The sequence below is a fragment of the Scrofimicrobium canadense genome, from assembly GCF_009696615.1.
GTDB classification, from domain to species: domain Bacteria; phylum Actinomycetota; class Actinomycetes; order Actinomycetales; family Actinomycetaceae; genus Scrofimicrobium; species Scrofimicrobium canadense.
In genome coordinates, this window is record NZ_VULO01000011.1 from 52,741 (window position 1) to 66,428 (window position 13,688).

At 56.6% G+C, this 13,688-nt stretch carries 24 protein-coding genes and 1 tRNA gene; 7 read left to right on the forward strand and 18 right to left on the reverse strand.

The annotated features are described in order from the left end of the window. Positions 1-125: 125 nt before the first annotated feature. The 16 genes from FYJ24_RS09525 to FYJ24_RS09595 form a co-directional block, all read right to left on the reverse strand. A complete protein-coding gene (locus tag FYJ24_RS09525) occupies positions 126-2,588 on the reverse strand; it encodes a phage/plasmid primase, P4 family (RefSeq protein WP_154545842.1) in 2,463 nt (820 codons plus the stop codon). A 49-nt stretch (positions 2,589-2,637) separates the two neighbouring features. After that, the gene (locus FYJ24_RS09530) at positions 2,638-2,973 is read right to left on the reverse strand and encodes a DUF4406 domain-containing protein (protein WP_154545844.1); all 336 of its coding nucleotides are present in this window, start codon (positions 2,971-2,973) and stop codon (positions 2,638-2,640) included. After that, positions 2,970-3,389, reverse strand: coding sequence for a hypothetical protein (locus FYJ24_RS09535; RefSeq protein ID WP_154545846.1), 420 nt, complete (start codon positions 3,387-3,389; stop codon positions 2,970-2,972). The genes FYJ24_RS09530 and FYJ24_RS09535 overlap by 4 nt, the downstream gene beginning before the upstream one ends. Further along, positions 3,386-4,045 (reverse strand): hypothetical protein, encoded by a 660-nt coding sequence (locus FYJ24_RS09540; RefSeq protein ID WP_206192628.1) that lies wholly within the window; start codon positions 4,043-4,045, stop codon positions 3,386-3,388. The genes FYJ24_RS09535 and FYJ24_RS09540 overlap by 4 nt, the downstream gene beginning before the upstream one ends. Then, the gene (locus FYJ24_RS09545; protein ID WP_154545848.1) at positions 4,042-4,293 is read right to left on the reverse strand and encodes a hypothetical protein; all 252 of its coding nucleotides are present in this window, start codon (positions 4,291-4,293) and stop codon (positions 4,042-4,044) included. Before FYJ24_RS09545 ends, FYJ24_RS09540 begins: the two co-directional genes overlap by 4 nt. Next, a complete protein-coding gene (locus tag FYJ24_RS09550; RefSeq protein WP_154545850.1) occupies positions 4,290-4,763 on the reverse strand; it encodes a hypothetical protein in 474 nt (157 codons plus the stop codon). Before FYJ24_RS09550 ends, FYJ24_RS09545 begins: the two co-directional genes overlap by 4 nt. Further along, positions 4,760-5,005, reverse strand: a complete 246-nt coding sequence (locus FYJ24_RS09555; protein ID WP_154545852.1) for a glutaredoxin domain-containing protein — start codon at positions 5,003-5,005, stop codon at positions 4,760-4,762. Before FYJ24_RS09555 ends, FYJ24_RS09550 begins: the two co-directional genes overlap by 4 nt. Further along, a complete protein-coding gene (locus tag FYJ24_RS09560; RefSeq protein ID WP_154545854.1) occupies positions 5,002-5,415 on the reverse strand; it encodes a hypothetical protein in 414 nt (137 codons plus the stop codon). Before FYJ24_RS09560 ends, FYJ24_RS09555 begins: the two co-directional genes overlap by 4 nt. Before the next feature lie 94 nt (positions 5,416-5,509). Beyond that, positions 5,510-6,340, reverse strand: coding sequence for a hypothetical protein (locus FYJ24_RS09565; protein WP_154545855.1), 831 nt, complete (start codon positions 6,338-6,340; stop codon positions 5,510-5,512). 23 nt (positions 6,341-6,363) lie between these two features. Next, positions 6,364-7,245: a hypothetical protein gene (locus tag FYJ24_RS09570; protein ID WP_154545857.1), complete on the reverse strand. Its 882-nt coding sequence runs from the start codon at positions 7,243-7,245 to the stop codon at positions 6,364-6,366. Next, positions 7,242-7,451, reverse strand: coding sequence for a hypothetical protein (locus tag FYJ24_RS09575; protein WP_154545859.1), 210 nt, complete (start codon positions 7,449-7,451; stop codon positions 7,242-7,244). The genes FYJ24_RS09570 and FYJ24_RS09575 overlap by 4 nt, the downstream gene beginning before the upstream one ends. 2 nt (positions 7,452-7,453) lie before the next feature. Continuing rightward, entirely contained in the window at positions 7,454-7,825 is a 372-nt protein-coding gene (locus FYJ24_RS09580) for a hypothetical protein (RefSeq protein WP_154545860.1), read from the reverse strand. Continuing rightward, on the reverse strand, positions 7,822-7,947 hold the full coding sequence (locus tag FYJ24_RS13200; protein ID WP_263970229.1) for a hypothetical protein: 126 nt from the start codon (positions 7,945-7,947) through the stop codon (positions 7,822-7,824). The genes FYJ24_RS09580 and FYJ24_RS13200 overlap by 4 nt, the downstream gene beginning before the upstream one ends. Further along, positions 7,947-8,405: a hypothetical protein gene (locus FYJ24_RS09585; RefSeq protein WP_154545862.1), complete on the reverse strand. Its 459-nt coding sequence runs from the start codon at positions 8,403-8,405 to the stop codon at positions 7,947-7,949. The genes FYJ24_RS13200 and FYJ24_RS09585 overlap by 1 nt, the downstream gene beginning before the upstream one ends. Further along, positions 8,405-8,611: a helix-turn-helix transcriptional regulator gene (locus tag FYJ24_RS09590; protein WP_154545864.1), complete on the reverse strand. Its 207-nt coding sequence runs from the start codon at positions 8,609-8,611 to the stop codon at positions 8,405-8,407. The genes FYJ24_RS09585 and FYJ24_RS09590 overlap by 1 nt, the downstream gene beginning before the upstream one ends. Beyond that, entirely contained in the window at positions 8,608-8,871 is a 264-nt protein-coding gene (locus FYJ24_RS09595; RefSeq protein ID WP_154545866.1) for a helix-turn-helix domain-containing protein, read from the reverse strand. Before FYJ24_RS09595 ends, FYJ24_RS09590 begins: the two co-directional genes overlap by 4 nt. A 96-nt stretch (positions 8,872-8,967) precedes the next feature. Between FYJ24_RS09595 and FYJ24_RS09600 the strand changes: the two genes are divergently transcribed. The 3 genes from FYJ24_RS09600 to FYJ24_RS09610 are packed head-to-tail and all read left to right on the forward strand — an operon-like array spanning position 8,968 to position 11,040. Then, positions 8,968-9,351 carry a helix-turn-helix domain-containing protein gene (locus FYJ24_RS09600; protein ID WP_154545867.1) on the forward strand — a complete coding sequence of 128 codons (384 nt, stop codon included), beginning with the start codon at positions 8,968-8,970 and terminating at the stop codon, positions 9,349-9,351. After that, complete coding sequence (locus FYJ24_RS09605; RefSeq protein WP_154545869.1) at positions 9,333-9,773, forward strand: ImmA/IrrE family metallo-endopeptidase; 441 nt, start codon at positions 9,333-9,335, stop codon at positions 9,771-9,773. Before FYJ24_RS09600 ends, FYJ24_RS09605 begins: the two co-directional genes overlap by 19 nt. Beyond that, positions 9,763-11,040: a tyrosine-type recombinase/integrase gene (locus FYJ24_RS09610; protein WP_154545870.1), complete on the forward strand. Its 1,278-nt coding sequence runs from the start codon at positions 9,763-9,765 to the stop codon at positions 11,038-11,040. Before FYJ24_RS09605 ends, FYJ24_RS09610 begins: the two co-directional genes overlap by 11 nt. A gap of 89 nt (positions 11,041-11,129) precedes the next feature. Here the strand turns inward: FYJ24_RS09610 and FYJ24_RS09615 are convergent. Continuing rightward, positions 11,130-11,202 (reverse strand) — tRNA-Lys (locus FYJ24_RS09615). 110 nt (positions 11,203-11,312) lie between these two features. Here FYJ24_RS09615 and FYJ24_RS12665 point away from each other — a divergent pair. The 4 genes from FYJ24_RS12665 (at position 11,313) to FYJ24_RS09630 (ending at position 13,223) form a co-directional block, all read left to right on the forward strand. Continuing rightward, entirely contained in the window at positions 11,313-11,519 is a 207-nt protein-coding gene (locus FYJ24_RS12665; protein WP_206192629.1) for a hypothetical protein, read from the forward strand. Continuing rightward, on the forward strand, positions 11,435-11,737 hold the full coding sequence (locus FYJ24_RS13570; RefSeq protein WP_206192630.1) for a GNAT family N-acetyltransferase: 303 nt from the start codon (positions 11,435-11,437) through the stop codon (positions 11,735-11,737). Before FYJ24_RS12665 ends, FYJ24_RS13570 begins: the two co-directional genes overlap by 85 nt. Positions 11,738-11,846: 109 nt before the next feature. Continuing rightward, positions 11,847-12,464: a vitamin K epoxide reductase family protein gene (locus FYJ24_RS09625; protein WP_206192631.1), complete on the forward strand. Its 618-nt coding sequence runs from the start codon at positions 11,847-11,849 to the stop codon at positions 12,462-12,464. 9 nt (positions 12,465-12,473) lie between these two features. Then, a complete protein-coding gene (locus FYJ24_RS09630; RefSeq protein ID WP_154545874.1) occupies positions 12,474-13,223 on the forward strand; it encodes a metal-dependent transcriptional regulator in 750 nt (249 codons plus the stop codon). On the opposite strand, the gene FYJ24_RS09635 is transcribed toward FYJ24_RS09630, so the two are convergent. Continuing rightward, a complete protein-coding gene (locus FYJ24_RS09635; RefSeq protein WP_154545876.1) occupies positions 13,188-13,613 on the reverse strand; it encodes an HIT family protein in 426 nt (141 codons plus the stop codon). The two genes, FYJ24_RS09630 and FYJ24_RS09635, sit on opposite strands and share 36 nt — an antisense overlap. Positions 13,614-13,688: the final 75 nt, after the last annotated feature.

Genomic DNA, 13,688 nt, shown 5'->3' on the forward strand with positions numbered 1-13,688 from the left:
GGACCATTGGCTTTTCTCAGTGCCACTTTTCGAAATCGAACTGGCACTAACACGCACTAAGTGGCCCTTAGTATTTGAGGGCGAGGGCCACTTTTCAGGGCCACTTTTTACCTGTGGATAACTCATCAGAAGACACCTCCGCCAAGGTCTCCGAAACTGCCGGGTCGGGGGTCTTCTTCGGGGGTGTCTTCGTCTGCTAGGAGGGTGACTCCTGTGTAGAAATGAGCGCCGTTAGATTTTGTGGTGCCAATGTTGAATCGCAGTGCGAGTTCTCTTGTGAAGGCGTTTGCGCTTGCGGGTGTGACGCCTTCGAGTTTGCACCAGGCGGTGTATTCGTGGCGCATGGTTTTGCGGGCTACTCTGACGAGGTTGCCGCCGCCGATGATGAGTCGGTCGTCGACGAATCGTTGTAGTGCGTCTTCGTCGCGTTCGTAGGCTTTGGTGGCTTCTAGGACTTCGGTGGGTTCGTTGAGTCCGTGGGTGAGGTAGTTGACGGCTCCGTTGATGATCCAGGCGAGGATGCCTGGGCCTTCTTGGTTGATGAGTTTGTCGGCGAGTGCGAGGTCTCTTTTGTTTTCGGGGACGATGTTGGTGAAGGGGATTTGGCGGAGGCGTCGCCAGAAGGAGTATCCGCCGGCGCTGACTTTGGGTTGGTGGTTGCCGAGGAGCCAGAGTTTGTGGGTGGGTTGGAAGGTGAAGAAGTCTCCGTGCATGTAGCGGGCGGTGAGGGTGTCTCCGCCGGTGAGTTGTTTGACTTTGACTTCGTCGAATTTGCCGCCTTCGGGGACCTCGCTGGCGACGACCATGCGTGCTCCTTGGAGGCGGGCGATTTCGGTGGGGTGTTGGGTTTGGGTCATCATCAAAAAGTTGGCGGGTGCGGGTTCTGCGTAGTCGTGGAGTAGTCGCATGAGGACGTCGGCGAGGACGCTTTTGCCGTTGGCTCCTGCTCCGTAGAGGAAGGGGAGTATTTGGGTGCGCACGTATCCGGTGGCCGCGTATCCGGCTAGTTGTTGCACGTAGGTGTCGAGGCCTTGGTGACCTGTGAAGGTTTCGGCTAGGAATGTGTTCCAGCGGGGTGTTGGCATTTGCCAGTCGGGTGTGATCAGGGTGGAGCGGGTGTGGAGTTTGGTTGGGTCGGAGCGGAGTAGTCTGCCGGTGTGTAAATCTACGATTCCGCCGGGGGTGTTGAGCTCACCGGGATGGGAATCGAGGTCGGATTGTTGGATGGCGATACGAGGATCTGTCGCGGCGAGGGTGAGGGTGTTGGAGATGCCGGCACTGCCGAGTGATTTCAACCTGAAGCGCTGTTCTTCCTTTGACACTGCGGGGAGTGCTTCGAGTGCGGTGACGGCTAACTGTTTTATTGGTGCGGCGCCGCGTCCTGTGGTTTCCCAGGTGTGGCCGTTCCAGTGGAGCCAGCGGTCGCGGTCTGTGATGTAGCGGATGCGGTCTCCGTAGGCGTCAACTAGGTATTTGCCGTTGGCTGCTTCGTGGAGCTGCCCGGAGTGTTTGACGCGGGGGTGGTCGTCGATGTCGATGACCGTAGCGAGCTGACCGTCAACTCCATTCCCAGCGTCTGTGGGCTGGGTTGTAGGTGCTTTTGGGAGGTCAATAACCACGTCCGCGAGGCTCTCGCCGTAGCCTTCTGAGGCTAGTTGTTTGGCGGCTGCAGCATGATCACCGGCGTGGTTGAGGAGTGCGTAGGCGCCGAACTTCGTGTATGGGGTTTCGGCTTCGAACTCAGTGCTGGTGGTGAATACGTACAATCTGTCGCGGTCGGTGGCGTTGCCGGTGGTTGCGCTCATGCCGGTGTTTTTGCCGGGGCGCCGCCAGTAGATGGTTTGGCCTCGTTGGAACGCAACAACCCACCCGTGTGGGGTGAGTATTTCCGCCCAGCCCACTTTGTTTTCATAGTCGTCACCTGGTTTCAACCTGCCACCTGGACTAGTCGTCACGGGGAAGGGGGAGATTGGTCCGCCTGTTGCGGCTGGTGGTGGGGGTGTTTGGTCGAGCGTGCGGAAAAGGGTGAGGAAGTCGGTGAGTTCTTCGGGGGTGAGGACGGGGATCGTTCGGGGGCCGCCAGCGAGCAGCGTCCAGGGCCGGTTTAGGGTGTGGTGTTCGGGGCCGGTGGGTGCGACGATGGTGTACCCGTTTTCGCCGCGGGTCTCCGCTAGGACGAGTTTGTCGGCTGCGCGAGCTAGCTTTTGGTTGCCGGGGACGGGCTCAGTGCTCCGAACGAACCAGTGGAGACCACCTGTTGGTGATGCTTCGAACCAGCCAGCAGTCGCCTTGTCCCAGAGTGTGCCGATCCCTGAGTCGTGGGCGAGTTCTTTGAGTGCTGCGAATTCTCCGGCTGCTCTGCCTTCGAGTTCGACCATGATGAGGTTGCCGGACACTTGGCCGCTGATGGCTGCAATACCCCAGTGGGGGTTCTGCGTGTACCACTGGGTTACCTGTTCCAGGGTGGGGCGTTTCTGGGTGTATGGCTTCCAGGGCATGGCTGGTTTCTTCTCACCACCGGGCAGGGTGGGCACAATGCTTACTCCTGCGTTGGTGAGGGCCAGGGCGGCGGCGAGAATAGGATTCATTTACTTACGGTCCTTCTTGGATAGTGGGGGGCAGACGGAGAAGAGCGGGTTATTCAGCGTCATCGTCGCTGGGGTATTTCTTGTGGGTGATCCAGCCGCCGAGGGAGCCAACTTCCATATGGAGGCCGAGAGCGAGGGCTTTCTCCACCTTCGCTCCTCTTGAGAGCTCGGAGTCTGGCAGGAGGCATACGCCGTCGCAATCAACTAGGAGTTTGATGGCTTCGCGCATCCAGTCTTTCCACTTGGGGTTCTCGCAGGGCTCTTTGATGTCTGCGGGGTTGACTACTTCGTAGCCGACGTGGCGGAGTGCGTCTGCTGCCCGGTGGAATGCTTGCCGGTTGTAGTCGGTGTATCCGGTCATTGGTCCCGCGATATAGATCTTCATGCTTCTTTCCGTTCTTGTTTGCGGAGGTGGTCATAAAGTCGGTTGCCTGGGTCCGCGTAGAGATTGGTGATTGTGGTTTGCCACCAGAAGGTGATTCCCATGGCGGCCTCTTCGGGGGAGTTGGCCCATTGGCCGTGCACACCGGTGTCGGTTTTCGCGGTGAACCAGGTGTGTTCCCATGCAGGCACGCCTTGTTGGTGGAGCCATGCGTATTCGAGTTCTTGGAGGCGGCGGCAGTCCTTGTTAGTGGCAGTGCCCGACGAGATGGGAACGAGTGCACGTAGGCCGCGACCGTAGTCAGCGGAGTCTTCCCATTGCTCGCGGGGAATCTCAGTGGCAAGGTTTTCCGGAGACAGCAGGTGGTGTAGTTCCGCTGGTAGGTCGGTAGGGTCGAACGCGTCGAATAGCGTGCTCATAGGTCTTCCTCTGTGAACTCTTCGCGGCAGACGCCGCACATGATTGGCCCGAAATCTTGGGATTTTTTGGAGGCGCGGATCTTCCGGCCGCACCCGCACACGAGTGCCGGCACTTTTTTGGTTTCTTTGCCGAGGCGGAAGAGGAGGGAGGCTTGCCGGTAGTGGGTGATTGCCGCATCCAGGTCGTCGATTTGTTGCGCGTACTTCTTGGCGGTGTGGTCGGGGAGTGTGGTGGTGGACCAGCCGAGACTTTTGGAGTGCTCGACATGGATGCCGATCTCTTCGGCGAGGGCTTTGAAGCGGGTGTTGTGGTAGCGGCCTTGGCGGCTGGTGTCTTTGATTTCCCGGTGGTTTGCGATGCCGTGGGCGGCTTCGTGCAGGAGAGTGCCGAGTGTGTCGCTGCCACCACGTTCTAGGCCTTCCCCGCCGAGGAACAACTCGTGAACCCTCTGGTCGTCGGTGCGGTGTTTCCACCGGTTCGCCCAGAAATGCCCGAGAGTGTTTCCTCCTTCGCCGATGGTAACGAACACGGGCGGCACGTCCGGATTGTGCGCTTGGATGGTGGCCCACGTGGTTTCGACTGTGCGGATCAGTGTGGAGGAGGCGTACCCTAAACCTTCCTTTGACGTACAAGTGTCAACGACTGGTGCGTTCATTCGATGACCTCCAGTTCTCGTAGAACACTGGGGTCGGTGATAGTGCGTAGCCCTAGTGCTCCGGTGTAGGGGATTGGTGTTTTTAGTGCGCGGGGGTTGGCGAGTACGAGGTGGTAGCCGGTGCGGAGTCTCCACTTGGTGTTGCATCCACAGGGGTGCTGGAAGTTCCCGGAGGGGTGCACGTCGACGAGGTCGACGATGCCGATGATGGCCCACGCGTGCGGCTGGCGGACAGTAAGGACCCTCATGAGAGGTCGCCTCCTTGGGTGATTTGGAGGAGTCCGGCGGGGTTGCCGTGGATAGCGTCGGTGACCGCGGGTGCGAGGGTATCGAACACGGATGCGCCGCCGGGGAGGATGATGTTGGGGAAGAATTCCCGATCGAATGTGGAGATGCCGGATTCGACGGCTTCAAGTTTCGCTTTGACGACGAGGGCTAGGGCACGCCATTTCTGCCGGCAGGCTTTCTCCCACGCATCCTGAGCAGACGATGCGGTGCGCGTTTTCCCGGTGGGGGTGAGAGTGAACTCCCTGCTGTTGCGGCTGGGGAGGGGCAGATCGAAGCGGACTTGTCGTTCTTCCCAGGTGAAGGCAACAGAGGCTTTGTCCCGGGATTCCATGACGGCGAACTGGTCGGCCCCGTAGCGCATGAGTGTGTTCTTGATTTCGGATAGCGACCGGTCAGTGCTGACCTGTGTGTTCTGGGCGTAGGTGCTCATGCGTGGACGCCTTTCTTGAGTGTTTTCAGTCGGTCGGGGCGGTGTCCACTCCAGTGGTCCTCGATAATCCCGGTTGGGGTGGTGATGGTGATGACAGGGGCGCTTTGGTGGCCAAGTTTTTTGAGTTCGCGGGTCCAGTCGGGGGCGTGCAGTTCCGTGTAGTTGATGTTGTTTTGGGCTAGCCAGCGTTTGGTGGCGTCACATTGGACGCACCGGTCTTTCGTGTAAACGGTGATTGTCATGCTGCTGCCTGCTCTGGCGTGTTGAGTATGGTGATGGTGCCGTAGGCGCGTGACGCATTGTGGTGTATGTCGAGGACGGGATGGCCGTCAACCTGGCCGAGTGTTGTGGCTTCGGCTGCGAGTTTTTGGCGTGCCTCACGGATTCTTGTGTGCATGGTGGTGGGGGTGAGCGTGTACGAGTGTTTGATGGTGTGTCGCCGTGTTTTGCACGCTAGGCATTCTGGTGCCCGGTTTTCTCGTGGGGTGGAGTTTTCTGGGGTGAGTAGGTGGCCGTTGGGGCATTCGACTGCTCGGCAGTCACGGCAGCGACCCCGGTAGGTTTGACTGGTTTTGATGCCACACCGTGTGCAGTAGGCGCCTAGGGGTGTGTTTGTGTGGCTGGTGATTTTTGTGGCAAGTACTTTCACCATTGTTTCCTTTCAGTTGTGTTGGTTGTTTTCTTCGTGTTGGTGCCCGCCCCGGGACTCGCACCTGGGGTGTCTGCTAGTCGGGCTGCCCGCTTGGCTAGCTGGCGAGTTGTTGACGCATGATCGCAATCACGTCAGGGGTGAGCCCCGTCTGCGCCTGGATGGTCGCGTCATCCGCTCCTTGCCGGATCAGGGCCACCGCCGGGTTCTCCACCGGTGCAGCTGGCGCTGCGGGTGCAGCTGGCGGTGTGAGGACTTCCCCGGTAGTTGGGTTCACTGGGCCTACTGGTGTTTGCACACTTGGCTGGTATTGCGGCTGTGGGGTGGGGGCCGGTTGGACTGGTTGAGGCGCTGAGAACGGTGCCGGCACAGACTGCGTAGGCGCCGTGGGTTGTGGTGCTCCGAATGGGTTCGCATCCGCAGCTGGCGCGGTAGCCCAGGGATTTGCCGGCACTGACTGTTGCACAGGCTGCTGGGCCCCGAACGGGTTTGCGTCCAAGGCTGGCACGTTTGCGCCACGCTGGATTTGGTAGGCGTAGACCTTCATGGGGTTTCCCTTGCCTGAGGGTTCTTCGCCGATGAACGCGGCAGCGAAAATATTGCCGGGTGCGAGTGCCTCAGTGGCTTTAGTGAATCCGGCATCCCGGATCGCGTCTGAAAGGGCGATCTTGTCTTTGCCCCATGCTTTGATGTAAATGCTGCGCACCCCGTCATCGTCAGCGTCACTGCGCTGATCAGTTTGGATACTGACGATTACCTGCATTTGTGGTGATCCGTCGTCCCAGAACTTGGGTTGTTTGGTGACATAGTCGGTTTTCTGGCGTTGTGTGGCGCTGATGATGGTGCCGCGCACTTGAGTGCCGACCGGGGTGTCGCGGGTGAACGCGGATTTAGCTCCGGTGGAGAGTAGGTCGTCTAGTGAACTCATTGTTGAGGGCCTTCCTTTTGTTGTTATTTGGTGGGTAGGGTCATGTCGACCCCGTTGGTTACTTGTGGTTTCGCGTTTGGCGTCCAGTCCTGCTGGAATCTTTCGCAGTCCCGACAGTGGTCAGCGCGTGGGAGGCTGCTGATCCAGTTGTCCCGCACCTCCACGCTGATTGCCTCCAACGCCTTGAGGTTCGTGTGGATCTGGTTCGCCTTCGCGAGAGCGTCTACCGCTATCTGTTCGTTGTATGGTTCGCTCCACCAGTACCTGTCACTGAACTTGATGGTGGTGCGGGGTAAGAATGCGATGCTGACGTGGTCGACTTTCACGCCCGCGTCGTTCCACCCTTTCGCGTACAGGTGGGCCTGCACCCGGTACTGTGGTGTTGGGCCTTTACGCCGGTAGTTGTCTAGAACGCTTTTGCCGACTAGTTTCCAGTCGACGGTCGCGCCGACGGTCAGATCGATCAGGTCCGTACTGCCCCAGATTTCCTGGTCTCCGATTTTCCCGACCATGGTCTTTTGTTCCCACCAGTACCGGTGAGCTTCCATCGACACGGGCTGGTCAGGGTTTTGGCCGATGATGCGCAGCTGGTTCCTATGGAAGAACTCTTCGAAGAGCGCGTGGACTGCTGTGCCGATGGTTGGCGCCCACGCGATACCCTTTTCTGACTGTTCCCACCCGGCAAGCTTCGCCGCCAAGCAGTGTTCGCAATCAGTGCCGATTTCGGATGGGCCAATGATCTTCTGCTGGCTCCGTGGCTGGTTGAGAATCTGGTAGGTGAGGACGCTTTCTATGTCGCGTGCCAGCTCTTTTTCCCCAAGCCCTGGCGTGTAGAGGGCCTGGGATGCCATGCGGATCCCGTCGATCGTCCCGGGTATTTCTTCGGCGGTAATAGTGGTGGTCATACGGCACCCGCCTCGTGCAGGTGTTCTTCCGCGTTGAGGAGTGCCACCAGTGGGTACTCCGGGTTCGTGAGGTACGCGGCCATGGCAGTGAGCCGCACGCCAGCGGCGATGGGGATGACGGTTTCGTTTTTGGTTTCGTCATCGATTATGACGAGTTTGTCGTCACCGACCCTTTGGATGACGAGGTTGTCGGTAATGCGTGCCATGGCTATTTCACGCTCACAGACGGGCGTCCAACAATGAACAAGCCATTGGCCTCGAGGAACGCTTCGGAGACTTGGCGTTTCACTTCCTCAGTGATGAGCACGGCTTTCTGCTGGTACATGGTGGGGTACTGGGCAGCCGGGAACTGCTCTTCAATCTTGCGGGTATTCAAACGCCTAGCCCCGGCGCGCACACTGATCGTGTAATCCCCAGCCTCAACCTTCTTCGCACCCTCGGGTAGGCAGCCCAGGAGGAGTTCGGCGACCTGGTCGCGTTGCTCTTTGAGTTGTTCGATTTGGGCGTCCAGGTCTGAGAGCCTTGCGGCCATTTGTGCGTATGCCTGCTGGTCTTCCACGCTGATTTCGGTGGCGGTCATTTCGAGGGCCTTTCTTCTTGTAGGTCTTTGGTTTTCAGGTTTCGGCGCATGTGCTGGCCGAGGGGAGAGAGTGCGAGGTCGCCGTCGCAGGCATCCTCAATGAGCGCAGCACTCACAGGCATCAAAGGGCCTCGCTTTTCAGGAATGCAGCCATCTGTTCCATGCCGGCATCAACGTGCTCTCCGATTTGTGTATCGAGGATGGCAGCTAGGTCGATGCCGAGTTCGAGGGCGGCTTCATCGATGAGGGCGGGAACGAGGATTGTTTCCACAATGTTGTTCAAAATGGTTGCAGTGAGGCGGGCCTCTTCTGGTGTGGCCAGAGTTAGCTTCGGGTTCTCGGAGTCTTGTTGGGCTTGGCGGGCCATGCTGGTGAGTTTGAGGGTGACGTGTTGCAGGGGAGTGTGCCCGCAAGCACTGGTATTCTTGGTCATGGATTGGTTTACCTTTCTATTTCGCGGTCCTGACCTGGCAAGAGGTTGGGACCGTATTCTTTTCACCACCACGTCTGTGATGGCAGCAACGACGAAAACGCCGATCGTGAGTAGGGACGCGTGAACGAACAGCTCAGCGGCAGCCATTAGAGGTCTCCGGTTCCTTCTTGTTCTGCGACGAATCGTGCTACTTCGTCGGGGTGCCACCGTGGGCAACTCCCGATCTGGATCGCCCGGGGCAGTGGCTTCCCTTCAGAACGCCACCGGTAGATGGTGGCTCGCGACACGTCAAAGATTTGTGCGAGGTCGTTGACGGTGAGGAGCTTAGGGAGAGGTGGGGCTGAAACGGTCATGCCGACACCGCCTGGCTTGCTAACGAGCGTATTTCGGCTAGAGATAGCAGCCGCGAAGGAGTAGTACCGAGGCTGCTCGCGATTCTCTCGAGTTCTGCCCCAGTAAACCCGTGTGGACCGTCAAGGCGTCGAGCGAAAGTGTCGCGTCCGATACCGAGGGTTCTTGCCATGTTTGTATGTGAGATTCCGTGGCGACGTAGCTCAACTAGGATGATCTCATTCAGCGCTTCAGTGACTGTAAGTGGTTGTTTAGTGACCATATGGATACCATAAACGGCATTGCTTCATGGTGCAAGTTTGGATACTAATTGTCGTAAAACTGGTACTAAGTGGTCAGATATGTTAACGTTTTGGGTATGACACCTCTAGATAACGACCCAGCTTCAGGTATGAATGCGGCCATTGCTGCCGAGCTTCGAGCCGAACGGAGCGCTCAACAAATCACCTTCGATGACTTGGCACAACGAACCGAAATATCCAAGCAAACACTGTTACGGATCTTCAATGGAAAACGTGCTGTAACAATGGCCTATCTTGAAGCTATTTGTGTTGAGTTTAACGTTGCAATGAGTGACATCATGCAGCGTGCGGAGCGCCGTCTTGGTCGCGGCGGTGTCGGACTATCACCAGCACCGGCAGCTTCTGACAAGCATCGAGACTTGTCGGACCTTGACGTTATCCTCGCAGCATCAGATAGAAACATCGACGCAGAGGTAGAGGCTTGGGAGGAACAACCCTGAACAACACATTGGCCCACGCGAAGAACATCGGTTTGGAAGTCGAAGAAGCACCACTCCGCGGCTCGCTCAACGCCGTCCTCTTGGAAGGAGGCCGCGTGATCCTCAACGAAGCTCGCACCGAAGCGACCAAACGGTACGCGCTAGCCCACGAATGCGGCCACTGGAAATACGGCCACGACTGGAGACTAGAACACACTATCGAACGTGATGAATACCAGGCAGACCGCTACGCAGCCCACCTCCTCATCAGCCCCATCGAATACGCACGCGCCGAAGAAATGTTCGAAGGACACATAGGGGCGATAAGTCGAGAGCTACTCGTCCCCGCCCACGTCCTCAAGATTTGGCAGGCAGACGCCGACAGCGTAATAAAAACCGCGCTAGCCACGCTAACTCTTCCCGGTGAGCGCCATGCCTCGTGAACGAATCCCCCTCGGCACATGGACCACCGTAAAAGCCCACCCATACACGCCAAACGGCACCAAGAAAAACGGGTCCAAAAAATGGCGCAGGCTCACCGCAGAAGAACAAAAAGACCTTAAACAATTCTCGGAAATCCGCTGGCGGGCAAGCGTCTACTACCGGGGCAAAAACGGGCACCGGCAACGCGCCGAAGCATGGGCACCCAGCAGGGCCGCCGCGATCCGAGCAGTCAACAAAAAACTCCCCGACAGAGTTGACACCGCCCTCAACATTCGTGAGCAAAAAACCACTGTCGAACACATGGCAATGAAGTGGTGGACCTTCTACGAGAAAGAAGACTCCGCAAGAAAGCAAACTAAAGACACATACAAAGATGCTTTAGACAGGCATGTCCTCCCACATTTCGGCGGCTACACCATCCAAGAGGTCACCACCGGTCTCCTGACTGACAAACTTCGACAAATAGCCGAGGGGGCACCATCGAATGCGTGGTTTGCTCGCGTAGTACTCAAACACATTTTCACTTTCGCCGTGCGCCGCGACGCAATAGAAAACAATCCCGTTGAAGGCACCCCTACTTTCAAAACTAAATCTGAAGCGCCAGTTGCGGCGACCTTAGAGCAGCTGCAGCAAGTACGAAAAGTCATTATGGACTGGCAAGCCGGGCAAACCTTCGGACCTGCACGGGGCGAGAAACTTCTCGATGTGTTGGACCTAATGCTTGTTGTTGCTTGCCGCACCGGTGAAGCTCTAGCGGTTCGCGCACAAGATTTGCAGCAGGTGGCGCCTGAGCGCATCCCTTTTGCGCCTCGCTACACTATTGCGCTCTCAGGGACGGTTATTTCACCCCGTGATGGGAGCACGCCATATAGACAGGCGCACCCAAAAACTAAAGCCGGGTTCCGCACTCCTTATATCCCTGCTGAGATGGCACATCGTCTTTTTGCTCGGATCAAGAACAATCCTGCGAATGATGAGGGGCTGATTTTCCCCACCCGTGACGGCCGCCCCATGAGCCCAAATAATTTCCGGTCAGCGCTGCGGCGCGCGTTGAAGGGGAGCGAATTTGAGGGCGCATTGAAGCCATATTTGATGCGTAAGACTGCGGCAACAGAAGTGGCTCATGAGATGAGTATTGAAGAAGCGAGAGTGTTGTTGGGTCATACTGATCGCAGGACGACGGAAAAGTTTTATGCCGAGCATGATGTTTCTGTTCCAGATACGTCGGCTGTGTTGGGTGATCTGTTGAAGCGTGCCCGAAGTTGAAAGTGGGGGGAAAGTGGGGGGAAGCCCGTTTTAGGGCACAAAAAAGGCTCTGACCCAGAACTGAAGTCCAGGTCAGAGCCTTTTAGCTGTGCGCCATGGGGGACTTGAACCCTCAACCCTCTGATTAAGAGTCAGATGCTCTGCCAGTTGAGCTAATGGCGCCTCAACGAAAAACTACTTTAGTGGAGATAGCCCTCGCCACGCAAACCATTTTGGTTCTTTTATGCAGATAGTGGTGCACCTAATACTCTTGGATGATGAAAATATGCCTCATGGATATCTCAGATTACGATGCACTTCGGCATCTGTGGCTTAATACGGCCGGTCTAGCTCTCAACAGCATCGACGATAGTCGGGAGGGGATCGAAAAGTACCTGCTACGAAATCCGACAACGTGTTTTGTTGCCGAAGAAAAAGGACGCCTCCTTGGGGCATCCTTGCTGGGCACGATGGGCGGCGAGGATTCATTTACCATTTAGCAGTCGAGGATGATCAGAGACAACGAGGAATCGGACGTGCGCTCACCAATGCTGCCAATGAGGCACTTCGGCATGAAGGAATCGTTAAGGTGGCGTTACTGGTGCTTCAGGAAAATGAAAATGCAAACAGATACTGGGAGCACGTAGGGTATACAACGCGCCCTGAGATTGTGTATCGAAATCTCGAACTGTTCCCTTCAGAAGTTCATGCGACGTAGATACGTGGAGAGGAAAGCCTAGCTGCTTGCTGCTCTCGGCAAACCTGCAAATATCACCACCATCGGTTGTGAGATGGACCTAGGCCCGTCAAACAAATACGCTGGGACAATGACACGTAACATACATGCCCGCAACGACTCCGATACGTCTATGAGTATCGTTAATGCGATTTGTCTGATTCTCTTTGGCGGACTTGGCCTCTATGCCTCATTCATGCTGATTCAGTCTGAGCTGATTTTGTTGAAGGATGATGGTGCGACTCTAGGATGCGATGTCAATCCATTGGTTGCGTGTTCAAGCTCTCTCATTGCTCCGGAGTCATCGCTCTTCGGTACTCCAAATTCTGTGATTGGTATCGCAGTTTTCACGGTGTTTATTACCTTGGGAGTGTTGCTGGCCAGTCGTACACTTTTGCCGAGGTGGGTATGGTGGGGCTGGGTTATGGGGACTGGTGCCGGATTGATCTATGTGGGTTACTTCGTTTACCTGTCGGTGTCCCATTTCCGCACCCTGTGCCCCTATTGCATGCTTACATGGGTCGCTTTCATTGGGGTGGCATCGATTGTCTGGACCCAAGCCGCTGCGGGAGGGCAGCTGGGGGACAAAGTAATGTCGGCCGGTAAGACCCTCAGGTCTCTTTGGTGGGTGATTGCAGTGGGGATTGTGGCCTTGATCGCGATTGTTATATTGATCGTCTTGCGGGACAGGGTAGCGCTCCTCTTCTAGACTGGGGGCATGAGCACAAACTCGGTTGTGGCAGAGGACTACCTCAAAACCCTTTATGCAGGTGAAGAACGCGGTGAAAGTGCGTTGGGGGTAACGGAATTGGCTAAAAGGATGTCAGTTACTCCTTCCACTGCTTCGGAGACGGTGCGTCGTCTGAAAAAAGATGGGTTGGTGGAGCATTCCCCTTATCAGAAAGTGCGTCTCACGAAAAAGGGACGTCTGGGGGCGCTTGCAGTAATACGCAGACACCGCCTTTTAGAAACCTACCTCTACGAAAAACTGGGTTTTGAATGGGATGAGGTGCATCCCGAAGCAGACGCATTGGAACACGCGGCATCCGACGCATTGCTGGATCGCATTGATCAGATTCTTGGCTGCCCCACACGTGATCCGCATGGTGACCCAATACCGCAGTTGAATGAAGACTATGTTCCGCCCAGAGTGAGGCCGCTCGACGAGGTTGGTAAAGGCCAGTCGGCAACTGTTGCACGTATCAGTGATGAAGAACCTGCTTTGTTGCGACACCTCGAATCGCTTGGAGTCGTGCCAGATGCGCATATTGAAGTTGTTGACAAGCTAGGATTTGCAGGGTTGCTTCGAGTAAGAATCACTCCACCTGAAGACTGGCATCCGCGCAATGCCGCTGGACTACACGCCAGCGTTGCCCCAGGCCAAGAATCTTCCTTTGACCTGGGAGACATGGCTGTTCAGTCGATATGGGTATCAGTTGGAGGGGATGAAGGAAGCGAACCCCGCTGACCGTAGGGTCCCTCGGAGTAGATCCGCAGCTGCGGCAAGTTCTTCTGGCTCTGCTTTTGTTGCCCGCGAGAGCAAACAATCCATCTCCGTATGTGCAGGAATCACGTGAATGTGGGTGTGGGGCACCTCGAATCCCGCGATGACGACAGCTGCGCGTGGAGCGTGAAAGGCCTCGATCTGTGCATTGCCGATGTGTTGGGATACTTCCGTAATGTGATGCAGTAGCTCCGTCGGTAGATCAGTCCATTTGGAGACGGGTTCGCGAGGAATAACCAGCGCGTGGCCTGGCGATACTGGCTCAATCGTCATAATTGCAACACATTGGGAGTCTTCCCAAATGAACTCGCCTGGGATGTTTCGGGCCATGATTGATTCAAAAATTGTGCTCATAGTGCTATTTTGCTCGGTTCGTGCTGACGTATCAGGGCGACCCGCCTAGAGTAGAAGAGAAAGAGAAAACTAGTC

Coding starts and splice junctions, on each gene's coding strand:
- FYJ24_RS09525 (WP_154545842.1), bottom strand. CDS start 2,588: ATGAATCCTATTCTCGCCGCCGCCCTGGCCCTCACCAACGCAGGAGTA.
- FYJ24_RS09530 (WP_154545844.1), bottom strand. CDS start 2,973: ATGAAGATCTATATCGCGGGACCAATGACCGGATACACCGACTACAAC.
- FYJ24_RS09535 (WP_154545846.1), bottom strand. CDS start 3,389: ATGAGCACGCTATTCGACGCGTTCGACCCTACCGACCTACCAGCGGAA.
- FYJ24_RS09540 (WP_206192628.1), bottom strand. CDS start 4,045: ATGAACGCACCAGTCGTTGACACTTGTACGTCAAAGGAAGGTTTAGGG.
- FYJ24_RS09545 (WP_154545848.1), bottom strand. CDS start 4,293: ATGAGGGTCCTTACTGTCCGCCAGCCGCACGCGTGGGCCATCATCGGC.
- FYJ24_RS09550 (WP_154545850.1), bottom strand. CDS start 4,763: ATGAGCACCTACGCCCAGAACACACAGGTCAGCACTGACCGGTCGCTA.
- FYJ24_RS09555 (WP_154545852.1), bottom strand. CDS start 5,005: ATGACAATCACCGTTTACACGAAAGACCGGTGCGTCCAATGTGACGCC.
- FYJ24_RS09560 (WP_154545854.1), bottom strand. CDS start 5,415: ATGGTGAAAGTACTTGCCACAAAAATCACCAGCCACACAAACACACCC.
- FYJ24_RS09565 (WP_154545855.1), bottom strand. CDS start 6,340: ATGAGTTCACTAGACGACCTACTCTCCACCGGAGCTAAATCCGCGTTC.
- FYJ24_RS09570 (WP_154545857.1), bottom strand. CDS start 7,245: ATGACCACCACTATTACCGCCGAAGAAATACCCGGGACGATCGACGGG.
- FYJ24_RS09575 (WP_154545859.1), bottom strand. CDS start 7,451: ATGGCACGCATTACCGACAACCTCGTCATCCAAAGGGTCGGTGACGAC.
- FYJ24_RS09580 (WP_154545860.1), bottom strand. CDS start 7,825: ATGACCGCCACCGAAATCAGCGTGGAAGACCAGCAGGCATACGCACAA.
- FYJ24_RS13200 (WP_263970229.1), bottom strand. CDS start 7,947: ATGCCTGTGAGTGCTGCGCTCATTGAGGATGCCTGCGACGGCGACCTC.
- FYJ24_RS09585 (WP_154545862.1), bottom strand. CDS start 8,405: ATGGCTGCCGCTGAGCTGTTCGTTCACGCGTCCCTACTCACGATCGGC.
- FYJ24_RS09590 (WP_154545864.1), bottom strand. CDS start 8,611: ATGACCGTTTCAGCCCCACCTCTCCCTAAGCTCCTCACCGTCAACGAC.
- FYJ24_RS09595 (WP_154545866.1), bottom strand. CDS start 8,871: ATGGTCACTAAACAACCACTTACAGTCACTGAAGCGCTGAATGAGATC.
- FYJ24_RS09600 (WP_154545867.1), top strand. CDS start 8,968: ATGACACCTCTAGATAACGACCCAGCTTCAGGTATGAATGCGGCCATT.
- FYJ24_RS09610 (WP_154545870.1), top strand. CDS start 9,763: ATGCCTCGTGAACGAATCCCCCTCGGCACATGGACCACCGTAAAAGCC.
- FYJ24_RS12665 (WP_206192629.1), top strand. CDS start 11,313: ATGGATATCTCAGATTACGATGCACTTCGGCATCTGTGGCTTAATACG.
- FYJ24_RS09625 (WP_206192631.1), top strand. CDS start 11,847: ATGACACGTAACATACATGCCCGCAACGACTCCGATACGTCTATGAGT.
- FYJ24_RS09630 (WP_154545874.1), top strand. CDS start 12,474: ATGAGCACAAACTCGGTTGTGGCAGAGGACTACCTCAAAACCCTTTAT.
- FYJ24_RS09635 (WP_154545876.1), bottom strand. CDS start 13,613: ATGAGCACAATTTTTGAATCAATCATGGCCCGAAACATCCCAGGCGAG.